We start from the raw sequence: 26,890 nt of genomic DNA, 5'->3' as shown, positions 1-26,890 counted from the left end.
TAATTCACAAGTTTCACATCTGCCACCAACCCTGCCAGATACTTGGTTGCTTGTAGCTAGGCCGCTCTCTATCTGTTGTTCTGTGGCTGAGTGGCTGTTACAGCACGTAAACAAAAATAGGATAGCCGTTGCCGTTATATTCACTATATGATAAGTAGTCATAATTGCAGATAATGGATGACTAATTATCATTACGTATTTATTAATCTACAGTCTTTACTTTCGAACCTGTAGAAAGCAGAAGAGGCTGCCTTTTGCAAGGCAGCCTCTTCTGCTTTAATTTTTTACTTAAAGAATATCGCTTACAAGTGCAGGGGCTATACCCAGAAGTATGGTCAGCACTGTAATAAAGATGAGTACAAAAGAAGCAAAGCTACCAACATTGATCTTTTCATAATCACCAGCAGGTTGCATGTACATGGCTATCACTACTCTGAAGTAATAGTAGATACCCACTGCGGCAAGTATGACAGCAATGATTACTAACCACATGAGATTGTTATCCTGTAACACGGTTGTGAATACAAAGAACTTAGCAAAGAAGCCTGCTGTAAGTGGAATACCTGCCAGCGAAAGCATGGAAACAGTCATGGCAAAAGCCAGAAGAGGGTTCGTTCTGCCTAACCCATTAAATGATTCATACTTTTCACCTCCTCTTTGTGCAGCTACCATCTTTAAAACTCCGAATGCAGCTACTGTAGCAGTAGAGTAAGCCAAAGAGTAAAACAGGATAGATGAGTCTGATCTCTCGTTGAAGGCAATAAGCGACATCAACAAATAACCTGCATGTGAAATACTCGAGTAGGCTAACATACGTTTAGCGCTTGATTGTATAACGGCCCCGATATTACCTACCACTAAGGTTAAAACGGTAATTGCGATCATTGTAGGGAACCAGGTAACATATGAAGCGGCAAAGGCTGCAGCCATCAGTTTATAAAAAGCGGCCACACCAGCAGTTTTCACAACTGTAGACATAAAAGCTGTGAAGAAAGTAGGAGTACCGTCATAAACATCAGGTGTCCAGAAGTGAAAAGGTGCTGCGGATATCTTAAAGGAAATGCCGATTATGAGCATCAGTAAGCCAAGAACAAACATGGTGCTCATTACACCATCTGTTGCAATTTGCGCAGCACCAATCTCTGTAATGTTGAAAGATCCGGTTGCTCCGTAAATCAGCACCATTCCAAAAAGCAGGATTCCGGTAAAGAAAGCACCCATCAGGAAGTACTTAAGGGCAGCCTCGTTAGAACGAAGGCTCTTCTTGTTACTACCTGCCAGAACATACATTGCTATAGAAAGGATTTCGATACCAACGAAAAGCATGATCATATTTTCGTAGCTAACCATCATAATGGCACCTACCAGCGAGAACAGCAATAGGCTGTAATATTCAGCAAGATTTGAGTCTCTCTCTTCCACATAACGCTGAGAGAAAGGTATTAGTAACAGCGTAGTAAGAGTCATGATTCCTGTAAATGCCACCGCATAATTGTCAATGGTGAGCATATTGTTAAAGTAGCTCTGAGGATCATTCCAGCTAAACAGATTAACTCCAAACACTATGATCAGGAAAAATAGCGCCAGAGGTAACAGTATCCTCTTAGACTTCAGGAAACCTATGAACAGGTTAGCGATGCCAAATATGGATAGAAGTATTATCGAAGTCATTTTGTCGTATTTCTGATAAACTCTTTATTCTTAATTATGCTGCTGTTAGCGATTAATAATCGTCAGCAGGTTCATCACTGCAGGCTCTGAAATGCTCAGGAACGTGTTAGGGAACAGACCAATCCAGAATACCATGATCACAAGGGGTATCAGAACTGCCATTTCATTTAGAGTTAAGTCTGTAAAAGCCTCTGTTTGTTCCGACTTAGTTCCGAACATTACACCCTGGAACATGCGTAGCATATAAACTGCACCAAGTATGATAGTTAAGCCAGCTACAGCACCAAACCAGGCATTGTATTGGAATACTCCAGACAAGAGCAGAAATTCCCCCACAAAACCATTCGTCAGCGGCAAAGCCACAGATCCTAACAGCAGGATCATGAAGAAGATGGAAAGTGCTTTAGCATTCTGTGTAATACCACCCAAGCTGGTAATTTCTCTTGTGTTTGTTCTGCTGAAGATGATATCAATGATGAAGAACAGACCTACTACATTGATACCATGGCTCAGCATCTGTATTACACCTCCTTGTAAACCTTGTTCGTTTAGGGTAAAGATACCTGCCGCAATCAGACCAACGTGAGCGATAGAAGAATAGGCAATCAGGCGCTTCAGGTCACGCTGACGGATGGCAATAATAGAGGCATATACAATACCAATGATAGAAAGCACCAGTACAACCTCATCCCACTGGCTCACACCCATTGGCACAACAGGCAATAACCAGCGGATCACTCCGTAAATACCCATCTTCAGCATGATTCCTGAAAGTAACATAGTTGCCTGCGTTGGTGCTTCTGTATAAGTATCCGGCTGCCAGGTATGGAAAGGGAAAACAGGCATTTTAATGGCAAATGCTATAAACAGAAACCAGAAAATCCAGCTTTGCGATTCTGCAGAAAGGGTTAACTGGTAGAAGGCGTTTACATCGGAAGTATGTGTGCCTGGCGTCTGAAGATAGAGGTACACAAAAGCGGCAAGCATGAAAAGCGAACCGAAAATTGTATACAAAAAGAATTTGAAGGTTACCTTAATTCGGTCTGTACCACCCCAGATAGCTGCGATAAAATAAACCGGAATCAGAGCGACTTCCCAGAAGAAGTAGAACAAAAAGGCATCCATGGCAACGAAAACACCAATAAGACCAGTCTGCATGAACAGGATAAGGGCGTAGAAGACATTCGGGTTCTTATATTCATGCTTGAACGAAGACAGGATTATAAGCGGTATCAGGAATGTTGTCAGGAGCACCATCAGAACACTGATGCCGTCCATGCCAATAGAAAAGTTTATGCCTGCACTCTCAATCCATGGAAAGCTGAGAGCCATTTGAGTGTTGCCATTCTGAGCATCAAATCCAGAGAGAGCGAAAAGAGACAGCGCAAACTCAACTAACGCTGCTACAAAAGCCACTTTCTTGGCACCTGTACCTTTTATGAATAGCACCAGAAGTGCAGCTAAGGCAGGCCAGAAAAGTAAAAGAGCTGTAATTATCATCTTCTTAGAACCTTATCCGATAAAGAAGTTTAAAAATAGAATCAGTACGATGCTGAACACCATCACCAGAATGTAGAAGCCGATAACTCCACTTTGTGCAAAGCGCAGTGTACGGCCACTCTGCATCACAAATTTGCCGAAGCCATTTACGATACCATCCACCACAATTACATCCAGGAAGCGGTGGAAAGCGGTTGACATCCACATAAGCGGACGAACAATAATGGTGTCGTACAGTTCGTCGATATAATACTTGTTGTAGATCAGGTTATGGATAGGAGACAGGCGCTCTCCTTCTGCAGCCGGTACAGATTTTTTGCTCACGTACATTACATAGGCAATGATGGCAGCAATTACTGCCACAGCTACTGAGATACCCATCAGCATCCATTCTGTAGCATGATCAATGTGAAGGGGCGCAACGGCAGCAGCGTTTGCTACCTGTGCATAATTGTAAATAGGGGCAAGATAATTCTGCAACACATGCATGTTTTCACCAAACACAGCCGGAATACCGAGGAAACCACCCACTGTAGAAAGTATAGCCAGCACGATCAGCGGTAACGTCATAGACATTGGTGACTCGTGCAGGTGACTCTTCTGAGACTCTGTTCCGCGGAATGTTCCGAAGAAAGTAAGGAATACCAGACGGAACATGTAGAATGATGTCATGAAAGAAGCCAGCAGGCCTAAGCCCCATAGCACCTTGCTATGTTCCCACACATGCGCCAGCAACTCATCTTTAGAGAAGAAACCAGCGAACGGAGGTATACCGGCAATTGCAAGCGTGCCGATCAGGAAGGTGACAAAGGTGATCGGCAGATATTTGCGCAGGCCACCCATGTTTCGGATATCCTGCTCATTGCTCACAGCGTGGATTACAGAGCCAGCACCAAGGAACAGAAGCGCCTTAAAGAAGGCATGTGTTAGTACGTGGAAGATAGACGATGAAAACGCCATCACTCCAAGTGCCAGGAACATGTAACCCAATTGCGAAACAGTTGAGTAAGCCAGTACCTTTTTTATATCATTCTGCGCCAAGCCAATAGTGGCTGCCAACACTGCAGTAGCAACACCAACGATGGCAATAATTTCAAGAGTGGTTGGTGCAAGAACATATAGCACATTTGAGCGAAGCACCATGTAAATACCAGCGGTCACCATGGTTGCTGCGTGAATCAGCGCTGAAACGGGTGTTGGACCCGCCATCGCATCCGGTAACCAGGTAAACAATGGAAGCTGTGCACTCTTACCCATTGCACCAACAAATAGTAGCAGGGTAATGGCAATCATTATGTTAGAGTCTATTCCTCCTGTGTAACGGGCAGCTTCAGCAAATACCTGCGGGTAACTTACTGAGCCGAATGTAATGAATATCAGGAAGATACCTAACAGGAAGCCTAAGTCACCGATTCGGTTCATTACAAAGGCTTTTTTCGCTGCATTGTTATAGTTGGTGTTTTTGTTCCAGAAACCGATCAGCAGATAGGAACAAAGGCCCACACCTTCCCAGCCTACGAACATCATCACGTAGTTAGAGCCCATTACAAGCAGTAACATCGAGAACATGAACAGGTTGATGAAAGCGAAGAATTTTCCAAAGTTCTCATCATGGCTCATATAGCCAGCAGAGTATAGGTGAATAAAGAAACCTATACCTGTTACCATCAGCATCATCAACAGCGTCAGCTGGTCGATGAGGAAGGAAAAGCCAATCTGGAGGTTGCCTACTGATATCCAGTTATAGAAGTCAACGGTGTAGGCGCGGCTGCCATTCGCTGTAAAGTCTAAGAAAAGGTATATGGATATTAGAAAGGACGCTAATACGGTGCCACATCCTATTATACTTACCAAACCTTTTGCCAGTTTGCGGTTGCCTAAGCCATTCAGTATAAAGCCCAGAAGGGGCAGTATCGGAACAAGCAGACAAAGTAGTGCCATTCCCTGGTTGTTAAGCGGCATTACAATTTCTTGCATCTGTGTATGTATTTAAGCTAATTCAGATTTTATTGGTGCTGTTACCACTTTAGGTAACTCAACAGTTGCACATCTGTGGAACGGATGTTGCGGTATGTCATTACAATAATGGCGAGGCCAACGCATACTTCTGCAGCTGCTACGGCCATAATGAAAAACACAAACACCTGCGCACTTGCATCTGCACGATAGGCAGACAAGGCTGTAAGTAAAATGTTTACAGCATTAAGCATAAGTTCCACGCACATAAAGATTACAATCGCGTTTCGACGGGTTAGTACACCAATCACACCAATTGCAAAAAGTGCGGTGCTGAAGAACAAATAATATTCTAATGGGATGGTTCTGATTACCTCAGGTATTTGGTTCATGTTCTGTGGGACTGAACGTATTACTGAAAATTTACTGTCCAAAAATCAAGTCGCAAAGTTATCCCCATTTTTGTAAAATCCATAACATATTTCCAATCTTCTTTGGGCAGAACAAGCTTAGTTTGTAGCACAATTGCTGTGCTACAAACAATTCTTACTGCTGTTTTGTACTTTCCCTCTTTCAGTAATGTATTCTATGTAGATTTATACTTTTACTTTATGTTTCCGTAGCTATGTTAAACATTGTAACTGTTAATTTATGCGTGCTTTATACCTCTTGTTCTTATCGGTTTCCCTCAGTTTCATAGCTTCCTGCAAATCTGATAAGCCTTCCAGTTCTAACACTATTTCTCCTGTAGTTTCACGTTTGAAGAATATGAACTTAAATGCCTCTATTCAACAAAGGGTCTTTTATGAAGATCTTCCTTCCGCATCTGGTCTAGAACTTATAGATGGCAGATTTTTTATAGTAGGAGATGATTCTCCATACCTGTATGAGCTTGATGAGCAGTTTCAGATTGTTCAGAAGCATCCTCTGTTTGATACCTCTGATTTTAATAACGGCCGTATTCCGAAAGCCTTAAAACCCGATCTGGAAAGTATTGCTCACTTGACTTATGGCCGCGATGATATGTTATTGTTACTGGGCTCTGGTGCAAGTGAAGCACGAAACAAGGGGTACTTAGTTAATCTTTCGGAGAAGAATAAAGTGCAGGAGATCGACTTTAGTAGATTTTATGTTTTTTTAAAGCGTATTCTGAAAATTGAAACAGAAGGACTGTTGAATATTGAAGGACTAGCTATGGATGACAATTATACATACCTATTGCAACGCCCTTTAGCAACAGGTATAAATGTGATTTTTAGGTTCGATACAGGTGAATTTAAGGATTTCATTTTAAGGCAGGGAGATATTCCAGCTGCTGCTGTTTATCATTTCAAGCTTGCCGGTATTGGAGAACGGGAAGCTGGTTTCTCCGGTGCTTACGTTTTGGGTAACAAGCTCTTTTTAACCGCTTCAGTAGAAGATACCTCTAATGCTATTGATGATGGAGAAGTTCTGGGTAGTTTTTTAGGAGTTGTTGACTTACGAGCTTTGGCTTATGCTACAGATCCTGCTAATCCTTTGGCAGTACCATCAGTACAATTAAAAAATGATGACGGCTCTGTTTATAAGGGTAAGGCTGAGTCGCTTGTAATTAAAGAAGTAACACCTGACAGCAAATACAAAGCTATCGTTGTTTCTGATGATGACCAGGGACATTCGGAACTTCTTACTGTTGAGTTGAATGTTGAAGAATAAACTCTTAGCTTATCTGGTAAAACAAAAGAGCGTGCTGTATTTCAGCACGCTCTTTTGTTTTACCAGAAGAACAAGCTCTTAGAAATGCTGTTCTCCAGTTTCTTTTTTACCTAACATCACGGCTCCAACCATCGCTACCAGGAATAACACAGAGGCTAATTCAAATGGTAGTAGGTACTGCGTAAATAGTACTGCGCCTAGGTTCTCAACCATGCCTATTTGTGAGTTGAATGTTTCGGGGTTGTAACCCTCCAGCTCTGTTTCTTTCAAAGCTGCAATCATCACTATAAAAAGCAGCCCCCCTGCAACTGTACCAGATATTTTGCTTAGTGTCGATGTTTTCAGCTTTGCATCAGAATTTTTCCCGAGGTTCAGGAACATGATCACAAAGAGGAAGAGCACCATAATGGCTCCGGCATACACAATTATATTAACTGCTGCTAAGAACTGTGCATTCAGCAGGATGTAATGTCCGGAGATTGTAAAAAAAGTAATAATCAGGAAAAGTACGCTGTGTACAGGGTTTTTTGATATTACTACCATCAGGGCGCAAAGCAGCGTAAGCGAGGTCAGGAAATAAAACAGGTTCTCTGTCATCGGGTTATTTCGTTTCTGTAGTTTTCAGAGGCTCAACCAAACGGTCTTTGCCGTAAATGAACTCGTCGCGCTCGTAACGTGCCGGCGCAATTTTATCGTCTTGTAAGAAAATAGCAGCCTTAGGGCAGGCCTCTTCACATAGTCCGCAGAAGATACAACGCAGCATGTTTACCTCATAGGTTACTGCATATTTTTCTTCACGGTACAGATGCTCTTCGCCAGCCTTTCGCTCACCTGCTGTCATGGTAATTGCTTCAGCAGGGCATGCTACTGCGCACAAACCACAGGCGGTGCAACGCTCAGCACCCTTTTCATCGCGCTTTAGCACATGCAGGCCACGCCAGAATTCACTTCTCTCGCGTGTTTGCTCCGGGTACTGTACAGTTGCTTTCTTCTTAAAAAAGTGTTTTAATGTTATGCCAAGACCTTGTGCAATAGCAGGGAGATATGCCTTCTCAGCAAAGGTCATTTCCCTCTTTTGCACTTTCTTGCTTCTATTCGATAGTGGTTCCATCTCTAATTTGATTATGATTGTTGCGTTAGCAGGTTCTTTTACTTAACAGGTTACCTGCCTGCATCATTCAAACTTCGTACTATAGTTTAAAATAAATAGTCTTTCAGAAGGATACCGCCTCCTGTTAACAGGATGTTCAGGATTGCAAGCGGAATCAGTATCTGCCAGCCTAACTTCATCAATTGGTCGTAGCGGAAACGCGGAAGTGTCCAGCGCACCCACATAAAGAAGAAGATAAACAGGAATATTTTTGCGAACATTACTGCTACTCCCACTAAAGTCACTACATTATTAGCTAAAACTGGATCGCTTATTGCTGCACGAAGATCTTCCATGAACGGGAAGTTGTATGCACCAAAATAAAGCGTAGCCATAACAGCTGATGCTACAAAGATGTTGATATATTCGGCAAACAAGTACATGCCAAGCTTCATAGAGCCGTACTCTGTATGATAACCTCCAATTAGCTCCGCCTCACTTTCTGGTAAGTCGAACGGTGTACGGTTTGTCTCTGCAAACGCACATACCAGGAAGATCAGGAAGCCTAAAGGCTGATACCAGATATTCCAGTTAAAGCCTGCCTGCTGTGCTGCAATTTCGCGTAATGACAACGAGCCGCTAAGCATCAAAACAGCAATCAATGAAAGACCCATTGCCAACTCGTAGCTAATGTTCTGCGATGCTGCCCGGATAGCCCCTAACAGAGAGAACTTGTTATTTGAGGCCCAGCCACCTATCATCAGACCATAAACACCAAGCGATACTACACCAAAAATATATAGTACACCTATGTTCACTTCTATGGCCTGTAAGAAAACAACGTGCCCATCAATAATCAGATTATCTCCAAAGGGGATAACTGCGCTTGACATGGCCGCAACCAACATGGCTATACCCGGGCCAATAATGAACAATGCTTTGTTCGACTTTGAAGGAATAAAATCCTCTTTAAAGAACAACTTTCCAGCATCAGCCAAGGGCTGTAACAAACCTAGCGGACCGGCTCTGTTCGGACCTACTCGGTCTTGAATGAAAGCTGCAATTTTTCGCTCAAAATAAGTTGAATAGGTGGCTATAAGTAATGTAATCCCGAAGATCGCCAGGATGTATATCGCTTTGTATATTAGGTCTACAGACTCCATGGTTATTCCTGTGGAAGGTTTTTCTTAGTAGATGTTGGCAAATTTGGAACAATGGGCACATTTATTACCGGCAACTCATAATGGTTGGCCGAAATCACGGATCTACTGTCTATATGGCGTGGCCCTTCAATTGTCCAGTCTTTCACCTCTTTTTTGTCAAAGCGACAGGTGTTACAGATAAACTCCTCTACTTCTGCATACTGGTCTTTGCGGGCTGTTACACGTAGTACTTCCTCACCGCGTGTCCACAGCGTTACTTTACCGGAACAGGTTGGGCAATCACGGTGTGCATCCATTGGTTTTGTAAACCATACACGGTTCTTAAAGCGCCATGTTTTGTCTGTAAGTGCACCTACAGGGCATACATCAATCACGTTACCAGAGAATTCATTATCAATAACGTTCTCAATATAAGTGCCGATTTCAGCTGCGTCGCCACGACCAAGTACACCATGTACACGGTTTTCAGCTATCTGATCAGCTGTATACACACAACGATAGCACAGGATGCAGCGCGTCATATGCAGCTGGATGTATGGTCCAAGGTCTACTTTGTTAAAGCTACGGCGTTCTTCTTCATAACGAGTAGCACTCACGCCATGCTCGTAGGAAAGATTCTGCAGGTCGCACTCTCCAGCCTGGTCACACACAGGGCAATCCAGTGGATGGTTGATCAACAGCATCTCTACAATGCCTTTGCGGGCATTTAGAACATCTTCGTTTGTAGTATTCTCTACCACCATGCCCTCCTGTACCTGTGTTATACACGAAGCAACCAATTTAGGCATAGGACGTGGATCTTTGGCTGAACCTTGTGCTACTTTAACCAGGCAAACACGGCACTTACCGCCGCTGCCCTTTAGTGGACCGTAATAACACATGGCTGGTGGCACTACATCTCCACCTATTTTTCTAGCGGCTTGCAGAATAGTAGTTCCTTCTTCTACTTCTACTTCGATGCCGTCGAATGTTATTTTAACCATTTGTAATCTTTCTCCTATTGTCGCACAGGCAAAGCCTGTACTGTCTTTGATCCGCTTTTAGCGGTGGTTAACTATTAAGCTGTAACTGCGTCTAACTGGCCTCTGTAAACAGCACCCGGAGCAGTTGCTTCCTTTGGATGTCTGATGTGCCACTCAAACTCATCACGGAAATGGCGCACAGCACTTGCTACTGGCCATGCAGCTGCATCACCAAGCGGGCAAATTGTATTACCCTCTATCTGCTTAGCTACACTTACCAGTAGGTCAATGTCCTGCTGATGTCCGTGACCGTACTCAATTCGGTGCAACACTTTTTCCATCCAGCCTGTACCTTCACGACATGGGCTACACTGGCCGCATGACTCGTGGTGGTAGAAACGGGCATAGTTCCACGTATTACGCACAATGCACTGATCCTCATCGAAGACAATGAAAGCACCTGATCCCAGCATCGATCCACTCACAAAACCACCATCAGAAAGTGATTCGTAAGACATCAGGCGATCTTCGCCGGCTGCAGTTTTCAGGATCAGGTTGGCTGGCAGAATTGGAACAGAAGAACCTCCCGGCACTACTGCCTTCAGTTGCTTTCCTTTCCAGATGCCGCCGCAGTACTGGTCAGAGTAAATAAATTCCTCTACCGGTACTCCTAACTCAATTTCGAACACGCCTGGGTTGTTTATGTTGCCGCTGGCAGAGATCAATTTTGTTCCTGTACTTCGGCCTACACCAATTTTAGCATACTCCGCACCGGTATTATTCACGATCCATGGTACTGACGCGATTGTTTCCACATTGTTTACCACGGTAGGTGATTGGAAAAGACCTTTCACAGCCGGGAATGGAGGCTTGTTTCGTGGATTACCACGCTTACCTTCCAACGACTCCAACAAGGCTGTTTCTTCGCCACAAATATAAGCACCACCACCCGGAGCAACGTGCAGGTCCAGGTCGTAACCTGACCCAAGTATGTTTTTACCCAGCAAACCGGCTGCATACGCCTCAGCAATAGCTTTTTCCAGAATGCGAAGCACAAATAACAACTCCCCACGGATATAGATATAGGAAGTGTTGGCACCTAGCGCATAGCTGGAAGTTATCATACCTTCTACCAATGCGTGCGGGTTTTTCTCCATGAACCAACGGTCCTTGAAAGTACCCGGCTCTGACTCATCGGCATTGCACACCAGGTAACGTGGAACCCCCTCTGGTTTAGCCAGGAAGCTCCATTTCATACCCGTAGGGAAGCCTGCACCACCACGACCACGGAGGCCAGATGTTTTTACCTCTTCCACCACCTCTTCCGGAGACATCGTTTTCAGGGCTTTCTCTACAGATTTGTAGCCACCATGCTTACGGTATACCTCCAGGGTTTCGATGCCTGGTACGTTAATATGTTCGGTTAATATCTTTAGTCCCATTTTAGCAGGATATAGAATAAAGCAGCCTCAAAAGGGCCACTTCGTTAAAATAAGGTTTATTTTTTCCAGGTTGGTGTTTCGTGCTCCTTGTTGCGCATCATCTCCAAAAACGCGTCAAGCTTTTCTTCGCTGTCGATGTTCTCGTAGTATAATTCGCGCACCTGCAGCATCGGGCCTGAACCACATGAAGCAAGACACTCTACCGGCTTCAAAGTAAACATACCATCCGCTGTTGTCTCGCCTTCTTCTATGTTAAGCTTTTGCTTGATCATGTCGATCATCTGATCGGCTCCACGCAGGCAGCAAGGCCCCGTGCGGCATACTTCCAACACGTGCTTTCCAACCGGCTTCAGGTTGAACATAGTATAGAAAGTGGCCACCTCGTATACTTCGATCGGCTTGATGTTCAGGATGTCCGCAACTTTGTCCATTACCTCAGGACTAACCCAACCACCGAACTCCGCCTGCGCAATGTGCAGGATAGGCAACAGGGCTGATTTTTGCCGTCCTTCCGGGTAGTGGCTTATGTAGCGCTGAATTTCGGCCATGGCCGCATCAGAAAACTTTACTTCGTTTATAGTTTCTGCCATTTTTTTAGTGGCACTGATCAGGGATCAATGTTAAATGGTAATTGATTGTTCTAGTTAAGCGTCAAGCTCGCCAGCAATTACGTTCAGGCTACTAAGCGTCAGGATAGCATCTGCTAACTGACCACCTTTGATCATTTCTGTATAAGCCTGATAGTAAATAAAACATGGTCTGCGGAAGTGCAGCCTGTAAGGTGTGCGGCCACCATCACTGATTAGGTAGAAACCTAACTCGCCATTACCGCCCTCTACGCTATGGTATACTTCACCAACCGGAGCATCAATCTCACCCATCACAATTTTAAAGTGGTAGATAAGGGCTTCCATGTTGCGGTATACTTCCTGCTTCGGAGGCAAATAGTAATGCGGCGCATCAGCATGATACGAGCCTTCAGGCAGGTTTTTGTAAGCCTGCTCAATAATCTTCAAGCTTTGCCAAACCTCCTCGTTACGCACCAGAAAGCGGTCATACGTGTCGCCTTTAGAGCCTACTGGAATCTCAAACTCAAAATCCTCATACGAAGAGTATGGGTTCATCACGCGCACGTCATAATCAACGCCGGCTGCACGTAAGTTAGGGCCGGTAAAGCCGTAGCTAAGTGCACGCTCTGCAGAGATAGCACCAACATCTGTGGTTCTGTCGATGAAGATACGGTTACGGGTAAGCATTTTCTCAAACTCTGCCCACACTTTAGGGAAGCGCTTCAGGAACTCATCTATAAGGTGCAGCGCTTTAGGCGTAAGATCACGCTCCATACCCCCAATACGGCCCATATTTGTCGTCAGACGGGCACCGCATACTTCTTCGTATATATCGTAGATGTGCTCACGCTCCTGCATCACATAAAGGAAACCTGTAAAAGCACCAGAGTCCACGCCCAGAATGGAGTTACAGATCAGGTGGTCTGAAATACGAGCCAACTCCATCATGATCACACGGATATACTGCGCGCGCTTAGGCACCTCTATTCCCAGCAGCTTCTCTACTGTCATGTGGTACCCCATGTTATTGATAGGGGAGGAACAGTAGTTCATTCTATCAGTCAGCGGTGTGATCTGATAAAATGGTTTGTGTTCAGCTATTTTCTCAAAGGCACGGTGAATATAACCAATCGTTGGTACAGCGTCCACGATCTTCTCACCATCCATTTGCAGGATGTTCTGGAAAATGCCATGCGTAGCCGGGTGCGTTGGACCCAGGTTCAGCGTGGTTAGTTGCGGCTCTTCTTTCAGGGCAAGTCCATTGTCTAAACGGAACTGCTCCAGGTCAGTAAGCTCTGCTGTCTTATTTTCAGTAGCCATTATTTTATCTTTTGGCTTATCGTCCAAAATATGTATCAATTTTATCTTCCCTTGTCTGGTCTTCCAGCGGGTACTGCTTCAGCATCGGGTGGTATTCCATCTCTTCAATGTTGAGGATGCGTGTCAGGTTCGGATGTCCGGTAAAGATGAAGCCATAAAAGTCAAATGCCTCACGCTCCATCCAGTTGGCGGTAGCGTAAAGATCTGTCATAGTTGGCATTACCGGGTCCGAAGCCGGCATAAATACTTTGATGCGGATGCGGTAATTGTGACGCAGGCTGTGCAACTGATACATCATGCACATCTCCTTGTCTTTGTGATCCGGGAAGTGGATCCCGCACATCGTGGTCAGGAAGCTGATCTGCAGCTCCTCATCGTCGCGCAGGTATTTTATCAGTTCGTGAATTGATTCGCGGTTAGTTGTTATGGTCATAATTCCATCCGGATTCAAAGCATCCCAGATGTTATCTTCCCCAAACTTACTTATGATTTTGCCGAGTACGTTTTCGTTCGTAAGCTCCATCTGCTTATTTAATGTTATAAGAGGCTAAAAGCTCCTGGTATTCCGGAGAATTACGGCGGCGAAGTGATTCATTTTCTGCCAGGTCCTGTACACGCATTAACCCGTCCAGGATCTGCTCAGGGCGTGGAGGACAACCAGGTACATATACATCTACTGGTACTATCCGGTCAATTCCTTGTAATACAGAGTAAGAATCAAATATACCACCTGATGTAGCGCAGGCTCCAACAGCAACTACCCAGCGCGGCTCTGCCATCTGCTCATATACCTGCTTCACAACCGGCCCCATTTTCTTGGCAATTGTACCCATCACCAGCAGGATGTCTGCCTGGCGGGGAGAGAAGCTTGGACGCTCTGAACCAAAGCGGGAAATATCATAATTTGAACCCATGGTAGCCATGTACTCAATACCACAGCAGGAGGTAGCAAATGGCAAAGGCCAAAGCGAGTGCTTACGAGCCAATCCAATTACTTTCTCGAAGGAGGTGGCAAAGAAACCTGCACCTGAAACACCATCCGGTGCATCTACTAGTTTTATATCTGTATTTTCGCTCATTTCAATATGGTTATTTGTGTATTACTTTGGTGCAATTACACCGATAAGAAGAACACAAAGGCCTTGTGAAAAGTTTATCCGGCTATTCCCATTTGAGAATTCCTTTTTTGATCACATAAAAGAATCCTGCAAGAAGCATGCCCATGAATACAAACATCTGCAAGAAGCCATCTACACCAAATTCTCTGAAGTTAACTGCCCAAGGGTACATGAAGATGATTTCCACATCGAACAGAACGAACAGAATAGCGGTCATGAAGTATTTATATGAGATTGGAGTACGAGCATCGCCCACAGACTCAATTCCACTTTCCCAGGCTGCGCCTTTTACCTCACTCTTGCGTTTAGGACCCAACAGGTGAGTAGCCACAAGCGCAAAAATTACGAAGCCTAGTGCCGCTGCAAACTGAATAATTATCGGTAGGTAATCCGATGGTACATACTGCTCTACAGTTGATTCCATAACTCTGTAATCGTTTCTACAAATTTGGGAGCAAAATTAGGTATAAATAGGCATTAATCAAAAGTATAAATCCAATGTAAATTGTTCTGAAAGAGGTGTGAGCGTAGCAGTGAAGAGCGTAAAAGGTGATAGCGCAATATTTAAGTATAAAAATACAAAGGCCGCCCCCGGTCAGGAGCGGCCTTTGTTAATGTTTGAACGCTGAGGCAGCTTACTTGCTTTCGCCCAGGAAAGGGTAACGGTAATCTACCGGCGGCACAAACGTTTCTTTGATAGATCGTGCAGAAACCCAGCGAAGTAGGTTTAGCATTGATCCAGCCTTATCGTTAGTACCTGAGGCACGGGAGCCACCAAATGGCTGCTGACCCACCACGGCACCTGTCGGCTTATCGTTGATGTAGAAGTTTCCAGCTGCCTGATCCAGTCTTTTCGTTGCATACTCTATAATGTAACGGTCCTGGCTGAAAATAGCACCTGTTAACGCGTACGGAGAGGTAGCGTTCACCAGTTCTACAGTTTCTTCGAAGTTGTTCTCGTCGTAAACATAGATCGTGATAACCGGTCCGAAGATCTCCTCACACATGGTGATATAGGTCGGGTTGTGCGACAGTAGCACAGTAGGCTCTATGAAGTAACCCTTAGATTTGTCGTAGTTGCCACCGGCAATGATCTCTACTTCATTGCTGTCCTTAGCATTATCAATGTAACGGGCAATCTTATCGAACGATTTCTCATCAATAACAGCATTAATGAAGTTGCCAAAATCTTCCGGAGCGCCCATTTTGAAGGACTTCAGGTCTTCTACTACATAGCCTTTTACCTCTTCCCAAAGGTTGCTTGGAATGTAAGCACGGGAGGCAGCAGAACATTTTTGTCCCTGGAACTCAAAGGCGCCACGTGAGATAGCCGTAGCCAGTGCTTTGGCATCAGCAGATTTATGAGCAAGTATAAAGTCTTTGCCTCCTGTTTCGCCTACAATGCGTGGGTATGACTTGTACTTGTGAATGTTTGTTCCGATAGTTTTCCAGATGTGCTGGAATACGCCTGTACTACCTGTAAAGTGAATACCGGCAAAGTCAGAGTGATTGAATACTACGTCACCAGTAGTAGGACCATCTACATAAACAAGGTTAATAACGCCATCTGGCAGACCTGCTTCCTTCAGAAGCTCCATGATCATGTGCGCTGCATAAATCTGCGTATGTGCAGGCTTCCATACCACTACGTTACCCATCATGGCAACAGCAGTTGGCAGGTTACCGGCAATTGCGGTAAAGTTGAATGGCGTAAGCGCAAACACAAAGCCCTCTAGCGGGCGGTGTTCCATGCGGTTCCAAACACCTGGTGCAGACTCAGGCTGCATACGGTAAATGTCAGTTGCAAACTGTACGTTAAAGCGCAGGAAGTCTATCAGCTCGCAGGCAGAGTCTATCTCAGCTTGATAAGCGTTTTTAGACTGACCCAGCATGGTCGCAGCGTTCAAACGAGCTCTCCAGGGACCAGCCAGCAACTCAGCAGCTTTAATGAAAATGCTGGCGCGGTGTTCCCAACTCATTGCCGCCCATTCTTCACGTGCAGCAAGTGCTGCATTAATAGCCTGTTCCACGTGGGTTGCATCCCCTTCGCTGAAGTGCCCAAGGATATGCTTGTGGTCGTGTGGCTGCAGCATTGGCTGCTTATTATCTGTAAAAACTCTGTCGCCGCCAATGTACATCGGTACATCCAGCTCTTTTGACTTAAGTTCTTTATAGGTGCGCAGTAATTCTTCACGCTCTGGTGAGCCAGGAGCGTAAGATTTTACAGGTTCATTAACGGGAGTAGGTACTCTAAAAAATCCGGTTGCCATTTTTTTATAGTTAAGGATTCAGAATAATTTTCATAGTCAGATACGCCTTTTCAGGGGCACCTGAACAAAGGTAAGGCTTATTATTTGATTTTTTGGTATGAAAACAAAGCCCATGATCTTTCCAGGATAGGGATAGTACATCCAGAGCAGTTCTTAATCGTACTTAAATAAGAGGAGGGAGGTTATGAAGAACAGGTACAGGTGCTTTGTGATTTTAATTGTAGCTGTAGTTCAATGTACTGCTTTGGAAGCAGAGGCTACAGGCTTCTCTTTTTGTTATCATGGGGCTAGCACCTCAGCTCCAAAGCAGGAGGAGCAGGAGGCAAGACGCATGAAGAAAGAACTGCTGGGGTCATATCATGAAACAAACCTGCTGACGACTGATAATATTAGCCACGCCTATTTGATATTCATGGAAAATGTTCGCTCTAAGCAAAGCAGTTGGGGTAACAGTGAATGGGAGTTGGCGCAAGAAACCATGAACCAACTAAATGCCAGGTTTACTTCCATCTACTCTATTCTAAGGGTAAGCGACAAAGCCCGCATAAAGGTGGTGCAGACGGAGTTTAAAAAGCTTCGCGAGAAGAGTGTAGCTAAAAAGTGAATTTATAAGAAGCTCTTTAATTCACTCAGGCAGCTGATTTCAAAGGTAGGTTTTGGCCTTTTGCTGCTTCTTACCCCCTCTGGGTTAAAGTATACCTGGTCTATGCCTGCATCGCGAGCGCCTTGAATATCGCATTCATAATTATCCCCTATCATCAGGCATTCCTCAGGGTTTATGTTGATGCGGCCAAGGAGGTGTTCGAACATACGGCGGTCTGGCTTTTTGTACCCACAGCACTCAGATGTTACGATTTCCCTGAAATAGCCATGCAATTGAGAAGAATTCATTTTAACATGTTGCACTTCCTTAAAGCCATTCGTAATGATGTGCAGGCCGTATTTTGGCTGCAAATACTGCAATATTTCATGGGTGTAAGGGAAAACAGCGTTTTTTGTAGGGCACAGGGTCGTGTATGCTTCAGATAATCCGGCAGGTACCTCATGCTCCTCCAGCCCTAAACCTAAAAGTGTTTTTATAAAACGCCTTTCACGCAGCTCTTTCTGGTTTATTTTCCCTTTATTGTACAGGTCCCACATACGGATGTTGACAAACTTGTACTTCTTATAGAAGGTAGAACTATCAAACTTACCGAAGCTGGCTAGTTCAAATTGGTCATATAAGGCGTAAAGGGTTTCTTCTGAATTCTTTTCGAAGTCCCAAAGGGTATGGTCCAGGTCAAAAAGGATGTGCGTGTATGTTTTCATGTGGGCTGAAGGTATTGGATTTAAGTGAAACGGGCGCAAGGATCGGAAGTTTCCTGATCAAGATTAAAGTATAAGCTAACCCCTTCTGAACAAAGCAATAGATGAAAGGTTTAGTTGTTGGTAAATAGCTAAGAGAATAACAGTTACGGAGCTATCCAACGGCGTGCCTCAAGTTTGTTTATAGCCAATTCGCGGTTTGAAAAGAGTATATCGTATGTCTCCTGGTCTTTTTGCAGCAGGGAGTCACGCTCCAGGTAATTAAATATCTGGCTTACGAAATCTGCGGCTTCATCTTTGATAGAGTAGAATACCCACTGGTCAAGCTTGCGGGAGGTGACCAGACTTGCGTTGCGGAGGTATGCAAGGTGCCGTGAGGTCTTTGTTTGTGTAAAATCAAGCACCTGCTCAAGGTCTGACGTGCACATTTCCTTGTTGCGCAGGATCAGGTTAAGGATACGGATGCGGGATTCGTCTGCGAGTGCTTTCAGAATCTGCTCCCCGAAAGATATACTAAAGTGTTTGAGCCTCATAGTTGCCGCGAAAGCGTAAACAAAATTAGGTAAAAGCTGCTATAATAAAATAATAAATCCTATAATTGTACTGAATGAATTTAATTTCACAGAAACATACCCTTCTCTCCATGCCTTCGAAAGGAGCTCTGGCGCTTGTTCTGTTGCTTTTACTTCTGTTTACGGCTGCTCCTAACAACGCTGCCGCACAAGGAAAGCAACGTGTAGTGCAGCTTTCAGGCTTTGTGGCCACAGGAGATAGCCTCTACGGGGTGGCAGGAGTAAGCGTGTATGTGCCGGGTACGAGCCGTGGTACACAAACAAATGAGTATGGTTTCTTTTCGGTACCGGTGCTTACAGGCGACAGCGTTATTTTTAATGCGCTGGGCTATAAAAAGCAGTACCTGATTATCCCGGAGAAGTACAGCAGCCAGAGCTATTCCATTATCATGCAAATGCAGGAAGATCCTACCGAGCTTCCTATAGTAGATGTGTTTCCGTGGCCAACTGAACGGGACTTTAAGGAAGCTGTTGCCAATGTGAAGTTGCCTGACGAAGGACGTGCCATGGCTACCCGTAACCTGGACCCTGAACGTTTGGAAGAACTCTTTAAGACCACCCCCATGGATGGTGGCGCTAACTTCAGGTTCTGGAATCAGCAACAAATACAGCAGCAGCAGAACAGGATAATGTACCCTACTATAAGCCCCTTTGCTATTCCGGCACTCCTGAATTCTATTTTCAAAGGCGACGGCAAGTAATTAGTTGCAAATATAAATTCCTCCTTCCTTCTGATTTTGTGCAAACCTGTTTTTGAGCCAGTGTAGGTTTATATCATTTGTTTGTGCCTGATTTGCTGATTTAGCAGGCTCCGAATGCTTCAAAGTAACTTACCACAGCCCTCTGCGTTATTTTGCAAAAGAGAGATACATTCTTTTTTGTGCAACTATGAGTATGGTTAATTTACTATGCTAAGCTACTAAACGCAACTTCCTATGCTTAAACCTGATAAGTTATCGCTTAATATACCTGATACTACAAAGCCCCGTGTGGTTATAATTGGAGGGGGATTCGGAGGAATCAACCTTGCCCGGAAATTATCTGAAAAGCATTTCCAGGTAGTTATGTTTGACAGGCAGAACTACCATGGCTTCTGGCCTCTGCTTTACCAGGTGGCCACTGCAGGCTTAGAGCCTGATTCCATCGCAGAGCCACTCCGTAAAATGTTTGGCAGCGATGACTATGGTGATTTTTACTTCCGGCTTGTGAAAGTAACTGGCATTAACCCTGATGCCAGAACAGTAGATACCCTTATCGGAGAACTGCCATATGACTTCCTGGTTGTTGCTACGGGTACTAAAATCAACTACTTCGGCAATGATCAGATAAAGAAGTATGCCTTCCCGTTGAAGCAGATACCACATGCACTTAACCTGCGTAGCCAGATGCTGCAAGCTTTTGAACAGGCAAACATGACAAGTGACCCTGAAATCAGGCAGAGCCTGATGAACTTTGTGATTGTTGGAGGAGGCCCGACAGGAGTAGAACTAGCCGGCGCACTGGCTGAAATGAAAAAGCATGTGCTGCCCACAGATTATCCGGGTATGGACTTTACTCAGATGAATATCTTCTTGATCGAGGGCATGGACAGGGTGTTGCCCCCAATGTCTGTGGAGGCAAGTGAGAAGACTCATAAATATTTGAGTGAATTAGGCATTATCATTAAGCTGAATACCCTTGTAGAAGCTTATGATGGAGAAATAGTGATATTGAAGGGTGGAGAGCAGATAAAAACAAATACCCTTATCTGGGCAGCGGGTGTATCCGGAGCCGTTATTGGAGGGCTTCCGGAAGAATGTGTGGAGCGTGGGCGGTATCTGGTAAATGAGTTTAATCAGGTGAAGGGCTATGACAATATCTTTGCCATTGGGGATGTGGCCCTGATGAAAACACCAGAGTTTCCTAAAGGGCATCCGGGTGTAGCACAGCCTGCTATACAGCAGGGTAAACTGTTAGCAAAAAACCTAAAAAGACTCGTTTTAAAGCAGCCTCTGGAACCGTTTAAATATTTCGATAAAGGTTCTTTGGCTATTATCGGTCGTAACCGTGCTGTGGCAGACCTGCCGAACAACATCCATCTCGGGGGCTTTTTTGCCTGGGTGATATGGCTGTTCGTGCACATCATGTACCTGATTGGATTCAGGAATAAATTGGTTGTACTTAGCAACTGGATTTATAAGTTCTTTACCTATGAGAATGGCACGCGTCTTATCATCCGGCCTTTTATTCGAAAAGGGGACCGGGTCTCACAGGATTTCATCAATAAGTATAACACAGATTAGTTATAGAGATAGTAAAAAAAAAGCCCCTGAGAAAGCAGGGGCTTTTTTTGGGTGAGAGTGTAAGCTGTTATTGCCCTGAGTTATTTTTGTTGCCGTTGCGGTTAGCAGAGCGCTCACGCTGCATTGGATTTTGCTGCTCGCGCTGTTGCTGTTTGTAAATATCGAAACGGGATGGAGCCAGGCGACGAGGGAAAAAGTTGTTAGACAGTTCTGTATCCGCCGTCTGCAGGTATGGATCAAGTTCGAAGTTGGCAACTGGCTTTTCTGTGATAAACACCTTCGTGATATCTTCGTTGTTGTAGCGCCAGATCTCAGCCGGAATATTAACTACCTCTTCAGAACCGTCTTCAAACTCCATGCGCACGATCAATGGCATTACTAAGCCACCCAAATTCTTGAAGCTTACTTCGTAGAAATTTAAGCCGGAATCCAGTGCTTTTTTCTCTGCCGGTGTTAGGCTCTTCAGGAAAGACTGGTAACGCTGCTGATCGGCGGCTGTAGTAGCCAACGGGTCGTAGCTGTTATAGAAGTCTTTTAGCTCTGGCCTGTTGTCTAATCTGGTTTTAGGGATATCCTTCAGGTTACGCTGCTCTGACAGTGTCTTTGGAGCCTTGTTCTGCTGCTCACGCAGCTGTGCGTTAACGAACTCCGGATTCTGAGAATCAACCGTATACCACTTCACATCGTCGATAGATACATCGGTATGGTCTGTGGTATAGAACCAGCCTCTCCAGAACCAGTCAAGGTCTACGCCAGAGGCATCTTCCATGGTGCGGAAGAAGTCGGCTGGCATCGGGTGCTTAAAGGCCCAACGATTGGAATACTCCTTGAAGGCATAGTCAAAAAGCTCGCGACCCATTACTGTTTCACGTAAAACATTAAGCGCAGTGGCAGGCTTACCATAGGCGTTGTTACCGAATTGCAACACAGACTCAGAGTTGGTCATGATCGGCACCTGTGTGTTCTTAGCGCTCTTCATGTACTCAACAATGTTAGCAGGCTCACCACGGCGCGACGGGTAATTTCTTTCCCACTCCTGCTCAGCAAGGTACTGCATAAAGGTGTTCAGGCCCTCATCCATCCACGTCCACTGGCGCTCATCAGAGTTGATGATCATCGGGAAGAAGTTGTGCCCTACCTCGTGAATGATAACCGAGATTAAACCATACTTGGTGCGGTCAGAGTAAGTGCCGTCTGCCTCTGGGCGATACCCGTTAAAAGATAGCATCGGGTATTCCATACCACCTACAGGGCCATGCACAGAGATAGCCACAGGGTAAGGGTAGTCGATAGTATGCTTAGAGTAAACTTTTAAAGTATGAGCAACCGCCTCAGTTGAATACTGCCCCCAAAGCGGATTTGCCTCTTTCGGGTAGTAAGACATAGCCAGCACGTTTTTGCCACCAACGTTCACGTTCATAGCATCCCAGATAAACTTGCGGGAGCTTGCCCAGGCAAAGTCACGTACATTCTTAGCTGCAAATACCCACGTTTTTTTAGCAGATGTTGGGTTCTTCTCTGCTTTAGTGGCTTCCTCCTGCGATACGATTACCACAGGCTTGTCGCTTTTTGCGGCGTCAGCCCAGCGTTTCTGGTGAGTAGAAGATAACACCTGACTTGCATTCTGAAGCTCTCCTGTTGCGCCAACTACATGGTCGGCAGGTACAGTGATGCTGACTTTATAGTCCCCGAAAGGCAGTGCGAATTCACCGCTTCCCAGGAATTGCTTGTGTTGCCATCCGTTTACATCATCGTAAACAGCCATACGCGGGAACCACTGGGCCATCTCGTACAGGTAATTCCCGTCTTCCGGGAAATACTCGTAGCCAGAACGGCCGCCAAGGGCTTTCTGATCATTGATGTTGTGGTGCCAATCGATGTTGAAAGACACGCTCTGCTTTGGCTTAAGTGGCGTTGGCAGGTCAATACGCATCATGGTATTGTTGATGGTGTGCTTTAATGGCTTGCCACTACGGTCCTTTACCGCATCGATTTTAAAACCGCCGTCGAATTTCTCGCGGGTCATGTACTCCACTGCCTGTGTAGACATTTTATCGTTTAACTGCCCGGTTTTAGTCAGGTTGCTGGCAGAGTTTGGCTCAAAAATATTCTGATCCAGCTGTACCCACAGGTACGAAAGTACATCAGGAGAATTGTTGGTATAGGTGATGTTTTCAGAACCTTTGATTGACTGGTTCTTATCATCTAACTCTACTTTAATATTATAGTCTGCACGTTGCTGCCAGTATTCATGGCCCGGAGCACCAGAGGCTGTACGGTAGGTATTAGGAGTTGGCAGCTCCTGCTGTAGCTGCTTAAACTTAGACTTATCGGTGTTGTCCTGCGCCTGTGCCACCACAGGCCCGGCAAACAAACCGAATAAAGCTAAGCCGGTAAGTAGGTTTCTCATTATAGGTTGAATAAAGTGTTAGTTTAGTTTAGTTATATCTGGTCAAGAGTTAAAATATACTTGTTTCCATCATTAAGATCAAAGACACACCTGCTGCTGCACTTGAAAGCACCATAATCCAGTCCCGCTTCTTTGCATTTAAAAGGTTCATCACCAGGAAAGCAACAGCTAACAGAATAGACACAATCAGTAGTTGACCAAGTTCAATGCCAACATTAAAGGCTAGCAGTTGCAGCCAGGTGTCGGAGCTTTTGCCCAGTAAAGATTTCAGGTAGTTGGAAAAGCCCATGCCATGAATCAACCCGAAAAAAATAGCCATAGCATTGTGTAACGACAGAATGGTTGCTTGCTTTGATGCTGCACCCTTCAGTTTAAAAAAATTTGTGATGCAGGTAAACAGAATCGTTACAGGAATCAGGAATTCAATCAGGGCTGTGTCAAAGCGGACAACATTGAACGTAGACAGCGCCAGTGTTATAGAGTGGCCTATCGTGAAAGAGGTAACAAGGGCTACCACCTTTCGCCAGTCGTTTAAGGTATATATGGCACACAATGCCAGCAGAAACAGCATGTGGTCATATGCTCCCAAATTAAAAATATGATGGAAGCCCAACTTTAAATACGTTGAGAAGACAGAAGACAAAGCTCAGGGTGAATTTATAATGATCCTAAGTGGCAAATTAATTTTTTAAACTTGTATATACAATAGTAGTGCCGTAGTTCTGAGCAGTTTAAATGGCTTTAGAGAAAAATCTATACGAAAAGTAGAGGTTGCTCGATTAAACCTTTGATTTCCTTTCCTGGTAGTACCGTAGTTTATTTCTTTACTCTTTCCAAAGTGGTCTTTGTTTTACCGTCTTTGGTAGTATGAATCATTTTATTGATGTTTATCCAGCTTACCAGTGCAGTATCGGTGTGTGCGCCATACATGATACTCAGGATACTTGTTTCCGGATCATAAAAATATCCTCCTTGCAGGCCTCTGCCATCTGAGCTAAGTACCATCTTAAACTGCCCGGATTCTTCATAAACAAAGCGTGTCTCGCTTTGGCCAAGGGTTGTGTTAACATTCTTTTTCTCGCCTTTCCCATCGAACTGCATATCTATCAGTTTCCAACTTCCTACTATGGAGTAGGTGCTTTGTTGGGCAGGGGAGGTGCAGCTATTAAAGATTAGGAGTGCAAGCAATCCAAAAAGTAATAAGAATGCCTTCATAGGTTAGGTCTAAGTCAAGTTAAGGTAGCGTTCCGGTGATGAATAAACACGAGGTATACGTATAAATTACGTGTAGCTACTGCAAAGTATAAATTTAAAAGGAGAACGGGTAGATAAGTCGGAGCTAATTTAGTTCTGGCAGCAAGGGTGTGGGTTTAAAATACTTTTAAGCTAATTCTATGAATCTCTTCACGTTTTATGAGTATAAAAGAGTAGGAATGTAGATAATAAAGCCATGTTAGAAGTACTACCGGAGACGCAGGAAGATATGCTGGCTGTTCGGGTAAGCGATGAACTGACAAACCAGGATTTTGACCTGTATCGTGAGTTGATACGGGACAGAATGAAGAAGTATGGTTCTGCGAGATTATATTATGAGATGGTAAACCTGAGTTGGGTCAAGCCTGGTGTAGCATTGGAAAATGCTTTATTCGACCTGGTGCATGGGAGGGAGTATGATCGGGTGGCGATGGTGGGAGAGAAACTATGGCAGGAATTGGCTGCCAAAATTATCAGTCCGGTCAAAAAGAAAGGTGTGCGGTACTTTAGTATAACAGAAAAGGAACAGGCGATGCGGTGGGTGTTGGAGGGAAGGTGATCTTCTTAATTTTTAGCTAGAGTGTATTGTTTTAGCTCCTCCCTGCTTAGGTTGTATGTATCCTGATTGCCGTTTATGAAAATGGTCTTTTTCGAGCTGCCAACTAAGGCACCTATGGCCATTCCGGGTATAACTCCAAGTACAGCTCCCAGAACAGCTTTATCTTCAGCTGTAAAGAACACAATGCACCAGGTGCCTGGTCCACATTCGTCATCACCGTCGGCATATCCGGCAACGGCACCTGTTGCAGCACCACCCAAACCTCCTAAAAGCAGTCCCTTTCTAAAGTCCTTTCTTTTTCTGTACTTGATCTTTTCTACAGATGAGACAGGAATAAGTTGGGGAGTATAAGTTGCTTTCTTGTTTTTTGATAATGTAAAGTTATCCAAAAAGAGAATGGAGGAATCATTTGCTTCAATTATCACTCCTTTTAGAGCTCTTCTACTATCTTTCAGATACAACCAATGCAGATACTCTGATTTTACCGGCGAAGTAGCCTGAGCCTTTAGGGGGACAGTAGCGATGCAGCAAAGCAATAAAGCTAGAACAGTTTTCATAACGAACCACTTTAAATTTACCCCATTTATTATTCTCAGGAACTAAGCTTTTTGAAAAATTTCGGAATGTACTGAATTTTATACGGAAAAATTTGGGTTGAGTAACGACAGGTGAACTATTACTGCAATAAAGCATTTAGAGCCAAACTACAACAGAGGAAGTTTACGAACTAAGGTAATAAAGCAATACTAGCATAAGCATCGCGGCAGCAAGAAAGATACGCCTGAACAGCTTTTTTTTATTATGTATTGTGCGTTTTCTTTCAGAGGGTGCATACTACTATAATGGCTAGATCAAATTCAAATTTGCCCACAGCAAAACTTGTCCCAATAATTTAGAAGCATTATATCTGCTTCTGGCGTAAAGCCATTCCCTTTGCCAGGAGTAGGAGTAAATTCGCCAAAAACAGCACCTTTGTCCGTAGCGTAAAAATCTATTCTTACAAAAATTTCATAAGCTTTACTTAATTTTTTTCCCCAGTTGATAATCTCGGGAAGACATGCAGGCGGGGCTTGGTAAGCTGACCGTTGGTATTGTTTACCAATACATTCAATCATGTTCCAATTTTCGTCATAACAGCTAGATAAACCTGTCTTTGGGCTCATTCTGTTAATAACATCAATTACAGCTAACTCTCCATTAAATAAACTTAACTTGTAATCTACAGGTATTTTATATTCGCCTTTTTCACTTCTTAAAAATTCCTCTATCAAAAACTCTTGATGTGAGTTTTTATCTAAAGTTTCCTGCATTACATCTTTTAGTTGTTCGTCAGAGTAGAAGCAGCTATCCATGTGGTTCATGTGCTTATCCATCAAAAAAACCATTTTGCATGAATGCCCAATAGTTGGCCTTATCACATACTGATCAGGAAGATTACGAAAACTTAACTCTTTCAGGTCTCTGCCTTTCCAATAAAGCTGAGGAACCCGACATCCGAACTTTTGAGCAAACACCCGGGCATTATACTTGTTGCTGAGTTTTCGCTGCCAGTGTTTTGTTGATTTTAGCTGCTCAATAGTTATACCTTCATATAAGGGTGAGTTACGAACAAGTTCTGCATCAGCATCACTCCAGAAAACTTTATGTCTATATATAATCCTCTTAGCAAAGTCTCCGTTATCCTGAGGTTCTTTTTGTGTTAATTTACTAAGAGTCTTCTGAATTCGTCTTTGGATGATGTTAATCATGATC

27 protein-coding genes are annotated in these 26,890 nt (G+C 44.3%); 5 read left to right on the top strand and 22 right to left on the bottom strand.

The features are described from left to right. Positions 1–288: 288 nt before the first annotated feature. The 4 genes from ACFSRY_RS12405 to nuoK are packed head-to-tail and all read right to left on the bottom strand — an operon-like array spanning position 289 to position 5,519. A complete protein-coding gene (locus ACFSRY_RS12405) occupies positions 289–1,671 on the bottom strand; it encodes an NADH-quinone oxidoreductase subunit N (RefSeq protein ID WP_377507752.1) in 1,383 nt (460 codons plus the stop codon). Positions 1,672–1,716: 45 nt separating this feature from the next. Next, positions 1,717–3,168, bottom strand: coding sequence for a complex I subunit 4 family protein (locus tag ACFSRY_RS12400; RefSeq protein ID WP_377507981.1), 1,452 nt, complete (start codon positions 3,166–3,168; stop codon positions 1,717–1,719). 15 nt (positions 3,169–3,183) lie between these two features. After that, positions 3,184–5,148: an NADH-quinone oxidoreductase subunit L gene (gene nuoL, locus ACFSRY_RS12395; protein WP_377507749.1), complete on the bottom strand. Its 1,965-nt coding sequence runs from the start codon at positions 5,146–5,148 to the stop codon at positions 3,184–3,186. A gap of 41 nt (positions 5,149–5,189) precedes the next feature. Then, positions 5,190–5,519 carry an NADH-quinone oxidoreductase subunit NuoK gene (nuoK, locus tag ACFSRY_RS12390; RefSeq protein ID WP_377507746.1) on the bottom strand — a complete coding sequence of 110 codons (330 nt, stop codon included), beginning with the start codon at positions 5,517–5,519 and terminating at the stop codon, positions 5,190–5,192. Between the two features lie 376 nt (positions 5,520–5,895). Here nuoK and ACFSRY_RS12385 point away from each other — a divergent pair, with 376 nt between their 5' ends. Then, a complete protein-coding gene (locus ACFSRY_RS12385; RefSeq protein WP_377507743.1) occupies positions 5,896–6,822 on the top strand; it encodes a DUF6929 family protein in 927 nt (308 codons plus the stop codon). 78 nt (positions 6,823–6,900) lie between these two features. On the opposite strand, the gene ACFSRY_RS12380 is transcribed toward ACFSRY_RS12385, so the two are convergent. From ACFSRY_RS12380 to pruA, 11 genes are all read right to left on the bottom strand, one after another. Beyond that, positions 6,901–7,419 (bottom strand): NADH-quinone oxidoreductase subunit J family protein, encoded by a 519-nt coding sequence (locus ACFSRY_RS12380; protein WP_377507739.1) that lies wholly within the window; start codon positions 7,417–7,419, stop codon positions 6,901–6,903. Positions 7,420–7,423: 4 nt separating this feature from the next. Continuing rightward, on the bottom strand, positions 7,424–7,933 hold the full coding sequence (locus tag ACFSRY_RS12375) for a NuoI/complex I 23 kDa subunit family protein (RefSeq protein WP_377507736.1): 510 nt from the start codon (positions 7,931–7,933) through the stop codon (positions 7,424–7,426). Between the two features lie 86 nt (positions 7,934–8,019). Beyond that, complete coding sequence (gene nuoH, locus ACFSRY_RS12370; RefSeq protein WP_377507733.1) at positions 8,020–9,075, bottom strand: NADH-quinone oxidoreductase subunit NuoH; 1,056 nt, start codon at positions 9,073–9,075, stop codon at positions 8,020–8,022. 2 nt (positions 9,076–9,077) lie between these two features. Next, on the bottom strand, positions 9,078–10,058 hold the full coding sequence (locus tag ACFSRY_RS12365) for a 2Fe-2S iron-sulfur cluster-binding protein (RefSeq protein WP_377507730.1): 981 nt from the start codon (positions 10,056–10,058) through the stop codon (positions 9,078–9,080). A gap of 74 nt (positions 10,059–10,132) precedes the next feature. Continuing rightward, on the bottom strand, positions 10,133–11,479 hold the full coding sequence (gene nuoF / locus ACFSRY_RS12360) for an NADH-quinone oxidoreductase subunit NuoF (RefSeq protein ID WP_377507726.1): 1,347 nt from the start codon (positions 11,477–11,479) through the stop codon (positions 10,133–10,135). A gap of 56 nt (positions 11,480–11,535) precedes the next feature. Continuing rightward, positions 11,536–12,069: an NADH-quinone oxidoreductase subunit NuoE family protein gene (locus ACFSRY_RS12355; protein ID WP_377507722.1), complete on the bottom strand. Its 534-nt coding sequence runs from the start codon at positions 12,067–12,069 to the stop codon at positions 11,536–11,538. A 54-nt stretch (positions 12,070–12,123) separates the two neighbouring features. Continuing rightward, on the bottom strand, positions 12,124–13,368 hold the full coding sequence (gene nuoD, locus ACFSRY_RS12350) for an NADH dehydrogenase (quinone) subunit D (protein ID WP_377507719.1): 1,245 nt from the start codon (positions 13,366–13,368) through the stop codon (positions 12,124–12,126). Positions 13,369–13,384: 16 nt separating this feature from the next. Beyond that, positions 13,385–13,891 carry an NADH-quinone oxidoreductase subunit C gene (locus tag ACFSRY_RS12345; RefSeq protein ID WP_377507716.1) on the bottom strand — a complete coding sequence of 169 codons (507 nt, stop codon included), beginning with the start codon at positions 13,889–13,891 and terminating at the stop codon, positions 13,385–13,387. 4 nt (positions 13,892–13,895) lie between these two features. Next, entirely contained in the window at positions 13,896–14,447 is a 552-nt protein-coding gene (locus tag ACFSRY_RS12340) for an NADH-quinone oxidoreductase subunit B (protein WP_377507713.1), read from the bottom strand. Between the two features lie 82 nt (positions 14,448–14,529). Further along, positions 14,530–14,910: an NADH-quinone oxidoreductase subunit A gene (locus ACFSRY_RS12335; protein ID WP_377507710.1), complete on the bottom strand. Its 381-nt coding sequence runs from the start codon at positions 14,908–14,910 to the stop codon at positions 14,530–14,532. A 211-nt stretch (positions 14,911–15,121) separates the two neighbouring features. Then, complete coding sequence (gene pruA / locus ACFSRY_RS12330; RefSeq protein ID WP_377507707.1) at positions 15,122–16,756, bottom strand: L-glutamate gamma-semialdehyde dehydrogenase; 1,635 nt, start codon at positions 16,754–16,756, stop codon at positions 15,122–15,124. A gap of 184 nt (positions 16,757–16,940) precedes the next feature. Between pruA and ACFSRY_RS12325 the strand changes: the two genes are divergently transcribed. Further along, a complete protein-coding gene (locus ACFSRY_RS12325; protein WP_377507704.1) occupies positions 16,941–17,360 on the top strand; it encodes a hypothetical protein in 420 nt (139 codons plus the stop codon). Positions 17,361–17,362: 2 nt separating this feature from the next. On the opposite strand, the gene ACFSRY_RS12320 is transcribed toward ACFSRY_RS12325, so the two are convergent. Both ACFSRY_RS12320 and ACFSRY_RS12315 read right to left on the bottom strand, forming a co-directional pair. Further along, positions 17,363–18,064, bottom strand: coding sequence for a YjjG family noncanonical pyrimidine nucleotidase (locus ACFSRY_RS12320; protein WP_377507701.1), 702 nt, complete (start codon positions 18,062–18,064; stop codon positions 17,363–17,365). A 143-nt stretch (positions 18,065–18,207) separates the two neighbouring features. Continuing rightward, entirely contained in the window at positions 18,208–18,594 is a 387-nt protein-coding gene (locus ACFSRY_RS12315; protein ID WP_377507697.1) for an ArsR/SmtB family transcription factor, read from the bottom strand. Positions 18,595–18,668: 74 nt separating this feature from the next. Here ACFSRY_RS12315 and ACFSRY_RS12310 point away from each other — a divergent pair, with 74 nt between their 5' ends. Beyond that, positions 18,669–19,334: a carboxypeptidase-like regulatory domain-containing protein gene (locus ACFSRY_RS12310; RefSeq protein ID WP_377507694.1), complete on the top strand. Its 666-nt coding sequence runs from the start codon at positions 18,669–18,671 to the stop codon at positions 19,332–19,334. 234 nt (positions 19,335–19,568) lie between these two features. Then, on the top strand, positions 19,569–20,915 hold the full coding sequence (locus tag ACFSRY_RS12305) for an NAD(P)/FAD-dependent oxidoreductase (RefSeq protein ID WP_377507691.1): 1,347 nt from the start codon (positions 19,569–19,571) through the stop codon (positions 20,913–20,915). A 67-nt stretch (positions 20,916–20,982) separates the two neighbouring features. On the opposite strand, the gene ACFSRY_RS12300 is transcribed toward ACFSRY_RS12305, so the two are convergent. From ACFSRY_RS12300 to ACFSRY_RS12290, 3 genes are all read right to left on the bottom strand, one after another. Continuing rightward, complete coding sequence (locus ACFSRY_RS12300; protein ID WP_377507688.1) at positions 20,983–23,325, bottom strand: M1 family metallopeptidase; 2,343 nt, start codon at positions 23,323–23,325, stop codon at positions 20,983–20,985. 49 nt (positions 23,326–23,374) lie between these two features. Beyond that, positions 23,375–23,968 carry a HupE/UreJ family protein gene (locus ACFSRY_RS12295; RefSeq protein ID WP_377507684.1) on the bottom strand — a complete coding sequence of 198 codons (594 nt, stop codon included), beginning with the start codon at positions 23,966–23,968 and terminating at the stop codon, positions 23,375–23,377. Between the two features lie 173 nt (positions 23,969–24,141). Beyond that, positions 24,142–24,540 (bottom strand): hypothetical protein, encoded by a 399-nt coding sequence (locus ACFSRY_RS12290; protein ID WP_377507681.1) that lies wholly within the window; start codon positions 24,538–24,540, stop codon positions 24,142–24,144. Positions 24,541–24,775: 235 nt separating this feature from the next. Between ACFSRY_RS12290 and ACFSRY_RS12285 the strand changes: the two genes are divergently transcribed. After that, entirely contained in the window at positions 24,776–25,138 is a 363-nt protein-coding gene (locus tag ACFSRY_RS12285; protein WP_377507677.1) for a SpoIIAA family protein, read from the top strand. Between the two features lie 5 nt (positions 25,139–25,143). Here ACFSRY_RS12285 and ACFSRY_RS12280 read toward each other — a convergent pair whose 3' ends face one another. Together ACFSRY_RS12280 and ACFSRY_RS12275 are read right to left on the bottom strand one after the other, a co-directional pair. Continuing rightward, a complete protein-coding gene (locus tag ACFSRY_RS12280) occupies positions 25,144–25,695 on the bottom strand; it encodes a hypothetical protein (RefSeq protein ID WP_377507673.1) in 552 nt (183 codons plus the stop codon). A 300-nt stretch (positions 25,696–25,995) separates the two neighbouring features. Continuing rightward, on the bottom strand, positions 25,996–26,890 hold an 895-nt coding region (locus tag ACFSRY_RS12275), incomplete at its 5' end, for an ATP-grasp fold amidoligase family protein (protein ID WP_377507669.1).

The organism is Pontibacter locisalis, from assembly GCF_042684605.1.
Taxonomy (GTDB): Bacteria; Bacteroidota; Bacteroidia; order Cytophagales; family Hymenobacteraceae; genus Pontibacter; species Pontibacter locisalis.
This window is presented reverse-complemented; position numbering and strand designations above follow the sequence as displayed.

Bases quoted from the DNA above. Each gene is read 5' to 3' on its own strand.
- pruA (WP_377507707.1), bottom strand. From the start codon at position 16,756: ATGGCAACCGGATTTTTTAGAGTACCTACTCCCGTTAATGAACCTGTA.
- ACFSRY_RS12345 (WP_377507716.1), bottom strand. From the start codon at position 13,891: ATGGAGCTTACGAACGAAAACGTACTCGGCAAAATCATAAGTAAGTTT.
- ACFSRY_RS12305 (WP_377507691.1), top strand. From the start codon at position 19,569: ATGCTTAAACCTGATAAGTTATCGCTTAATATACCTGATACTACAAAG.
- nuoK (WP_377507746.1), bottom strand. From the start codon at position 5,519: ATGAACCAAATACCTGAGGTAATCAGAACCATCCCATTAGAATATTAT.
- ACFSRY_RS12335 (WP_377507710.1), bottom strand. From the start codon at position 14,910: ATGGAATCAACTGTAGAGCAGTATGTACCATCGGATTACCTACCGATA.
- ACFSRY_RS12300 (WP_377507688.1), bottom strand. From the start codon at position 23,325: ATGAGAAACCTACTTACCGGCTTAGCTTTATTCGGTTTGTTTGCCGGG.
- nuoD (WP_377507719.1), bottom strand. From the start codon at position 13,368: ATGGCTACTGAAAATAAGACAGCAGAGCTTACTGACCTGGAGCAGTTC.
- ACFSRY_RS12320 (WP_377507701.1), bottom strand. From the start codon at position 18,064: ATGAAAACATACACGCACATCCTTTTTGACCTGGACCATACCCTTTGG.
- ACFSRY_RS12280 (WP_377507673.1), bottom strand. From the start codon at position 25,695: ATGAAAACTGTTCTAGCTTTATTGCTTTGCTGCATCGCTACTGTCCCC.
- ACFSRY_RS12375 (WP_377507736.1), bottom strand. From the start codon at position 7,933: ATGGAACCACTATCGAATAGAAGCAAGAAAGTGCAAAAGAGGGAAATG.
- nuoF (WP_377507726.1), bottom strand. From the start codon at position 11,479: ATGGGACTAAAGATATTAACCGAACATATTAACGTACCAGGCATCGAA.
- ACFSRY_RS12340 (WP_377507713.1), bottom strand. From the start codon at position 14,447: ATGAGCGAAAATACAGATATAAAACTAGTAGATGCACCGGATGGTGTT.
- ACFSRY_RS12315 (WP_377507697.1), bottom strand. From the start codon at position 18,594: ATGAGGCTCAAACACTTTAGTATATCTTTCGGGGAGCAGATTCTGAAA.
- ACFSRY_RS12380 (WP_377507739.1), bottom strand. From the start codon at position 7,419: ATGACAGAGAACCTGTTTTATTTCCTGACCTCGCTTACGCTGCTTTGC.
- ACFSRY_RS12325 (WP_377507704.1), top strand. From the start codon at position 16,941: ATGAAGAACAGGTACAGGTGCTTTGTGATTTTAATTGTAGCTGTAGTT.
- ACFSRY_RS12310 (WP_377507694.1), top strand. From the start codon at position 18,669: ATGAATTTAATTTCACAGAAACATACCCTTCTCTCCATGCCTTCGAAA.
- ACFSRY_RS12365 (WP_377507730.1), bottom strand. From the start codon at position 10,058: ATGGTTAAAATAACATTCGACGGCATCGAAGTAGAAGTAGAAGAAGGA.
- ACFSRY_RS12385 (WP_377507743.1), top strand. From the start codon at position 5,896: ATGAACTTAAATGCCTCTATTCAACAAAGGGTCTTTTATGAAGATCTT.
- nuoH (WP_377507733.1), bottom strand. From the start codon at position 9,075: ATGGAGTCTGTAGACCTAATATACAAAGCGATATACATCCTGGCGATC.
- ACFSRY_RS12290 (WP_377507681.1), bottom strand. From the start codon at position 24,540: ATGAAGGCATTCTTATTACTTTTTGGATTGCTTGCACTCCTAATCTTT.
- ACFSRY_RS12355 (WP_377507722.1), bottom strand. From the start codon at position 12,069: ATGGCAGAAACTATAAACGAAGTAAAGTTTTCTGATGCGGCCATGGCC.
- nuoL (WP_377507749.1), bottom strand. From the start codon at position 5,148: ATGCAAGAAATTGTAATGCCGCTTAACAACCAGGGAATGGCACTACTT.
- ACFSRY_RS12285 (WP_377507677.1), top strand. From the start codon at position 24,776: ATGTTAGAAGTACTACCGGAGACGCAGGAAGATATGCTGGCTGTTCGG.
- ACFSRY_RS12405 (WP_377507752.1), bottom strand. From the start codon at position 1,671: ATGACTTCGATAATACTTCTATCCATATTTGGCATCGCTAACCTGTTC.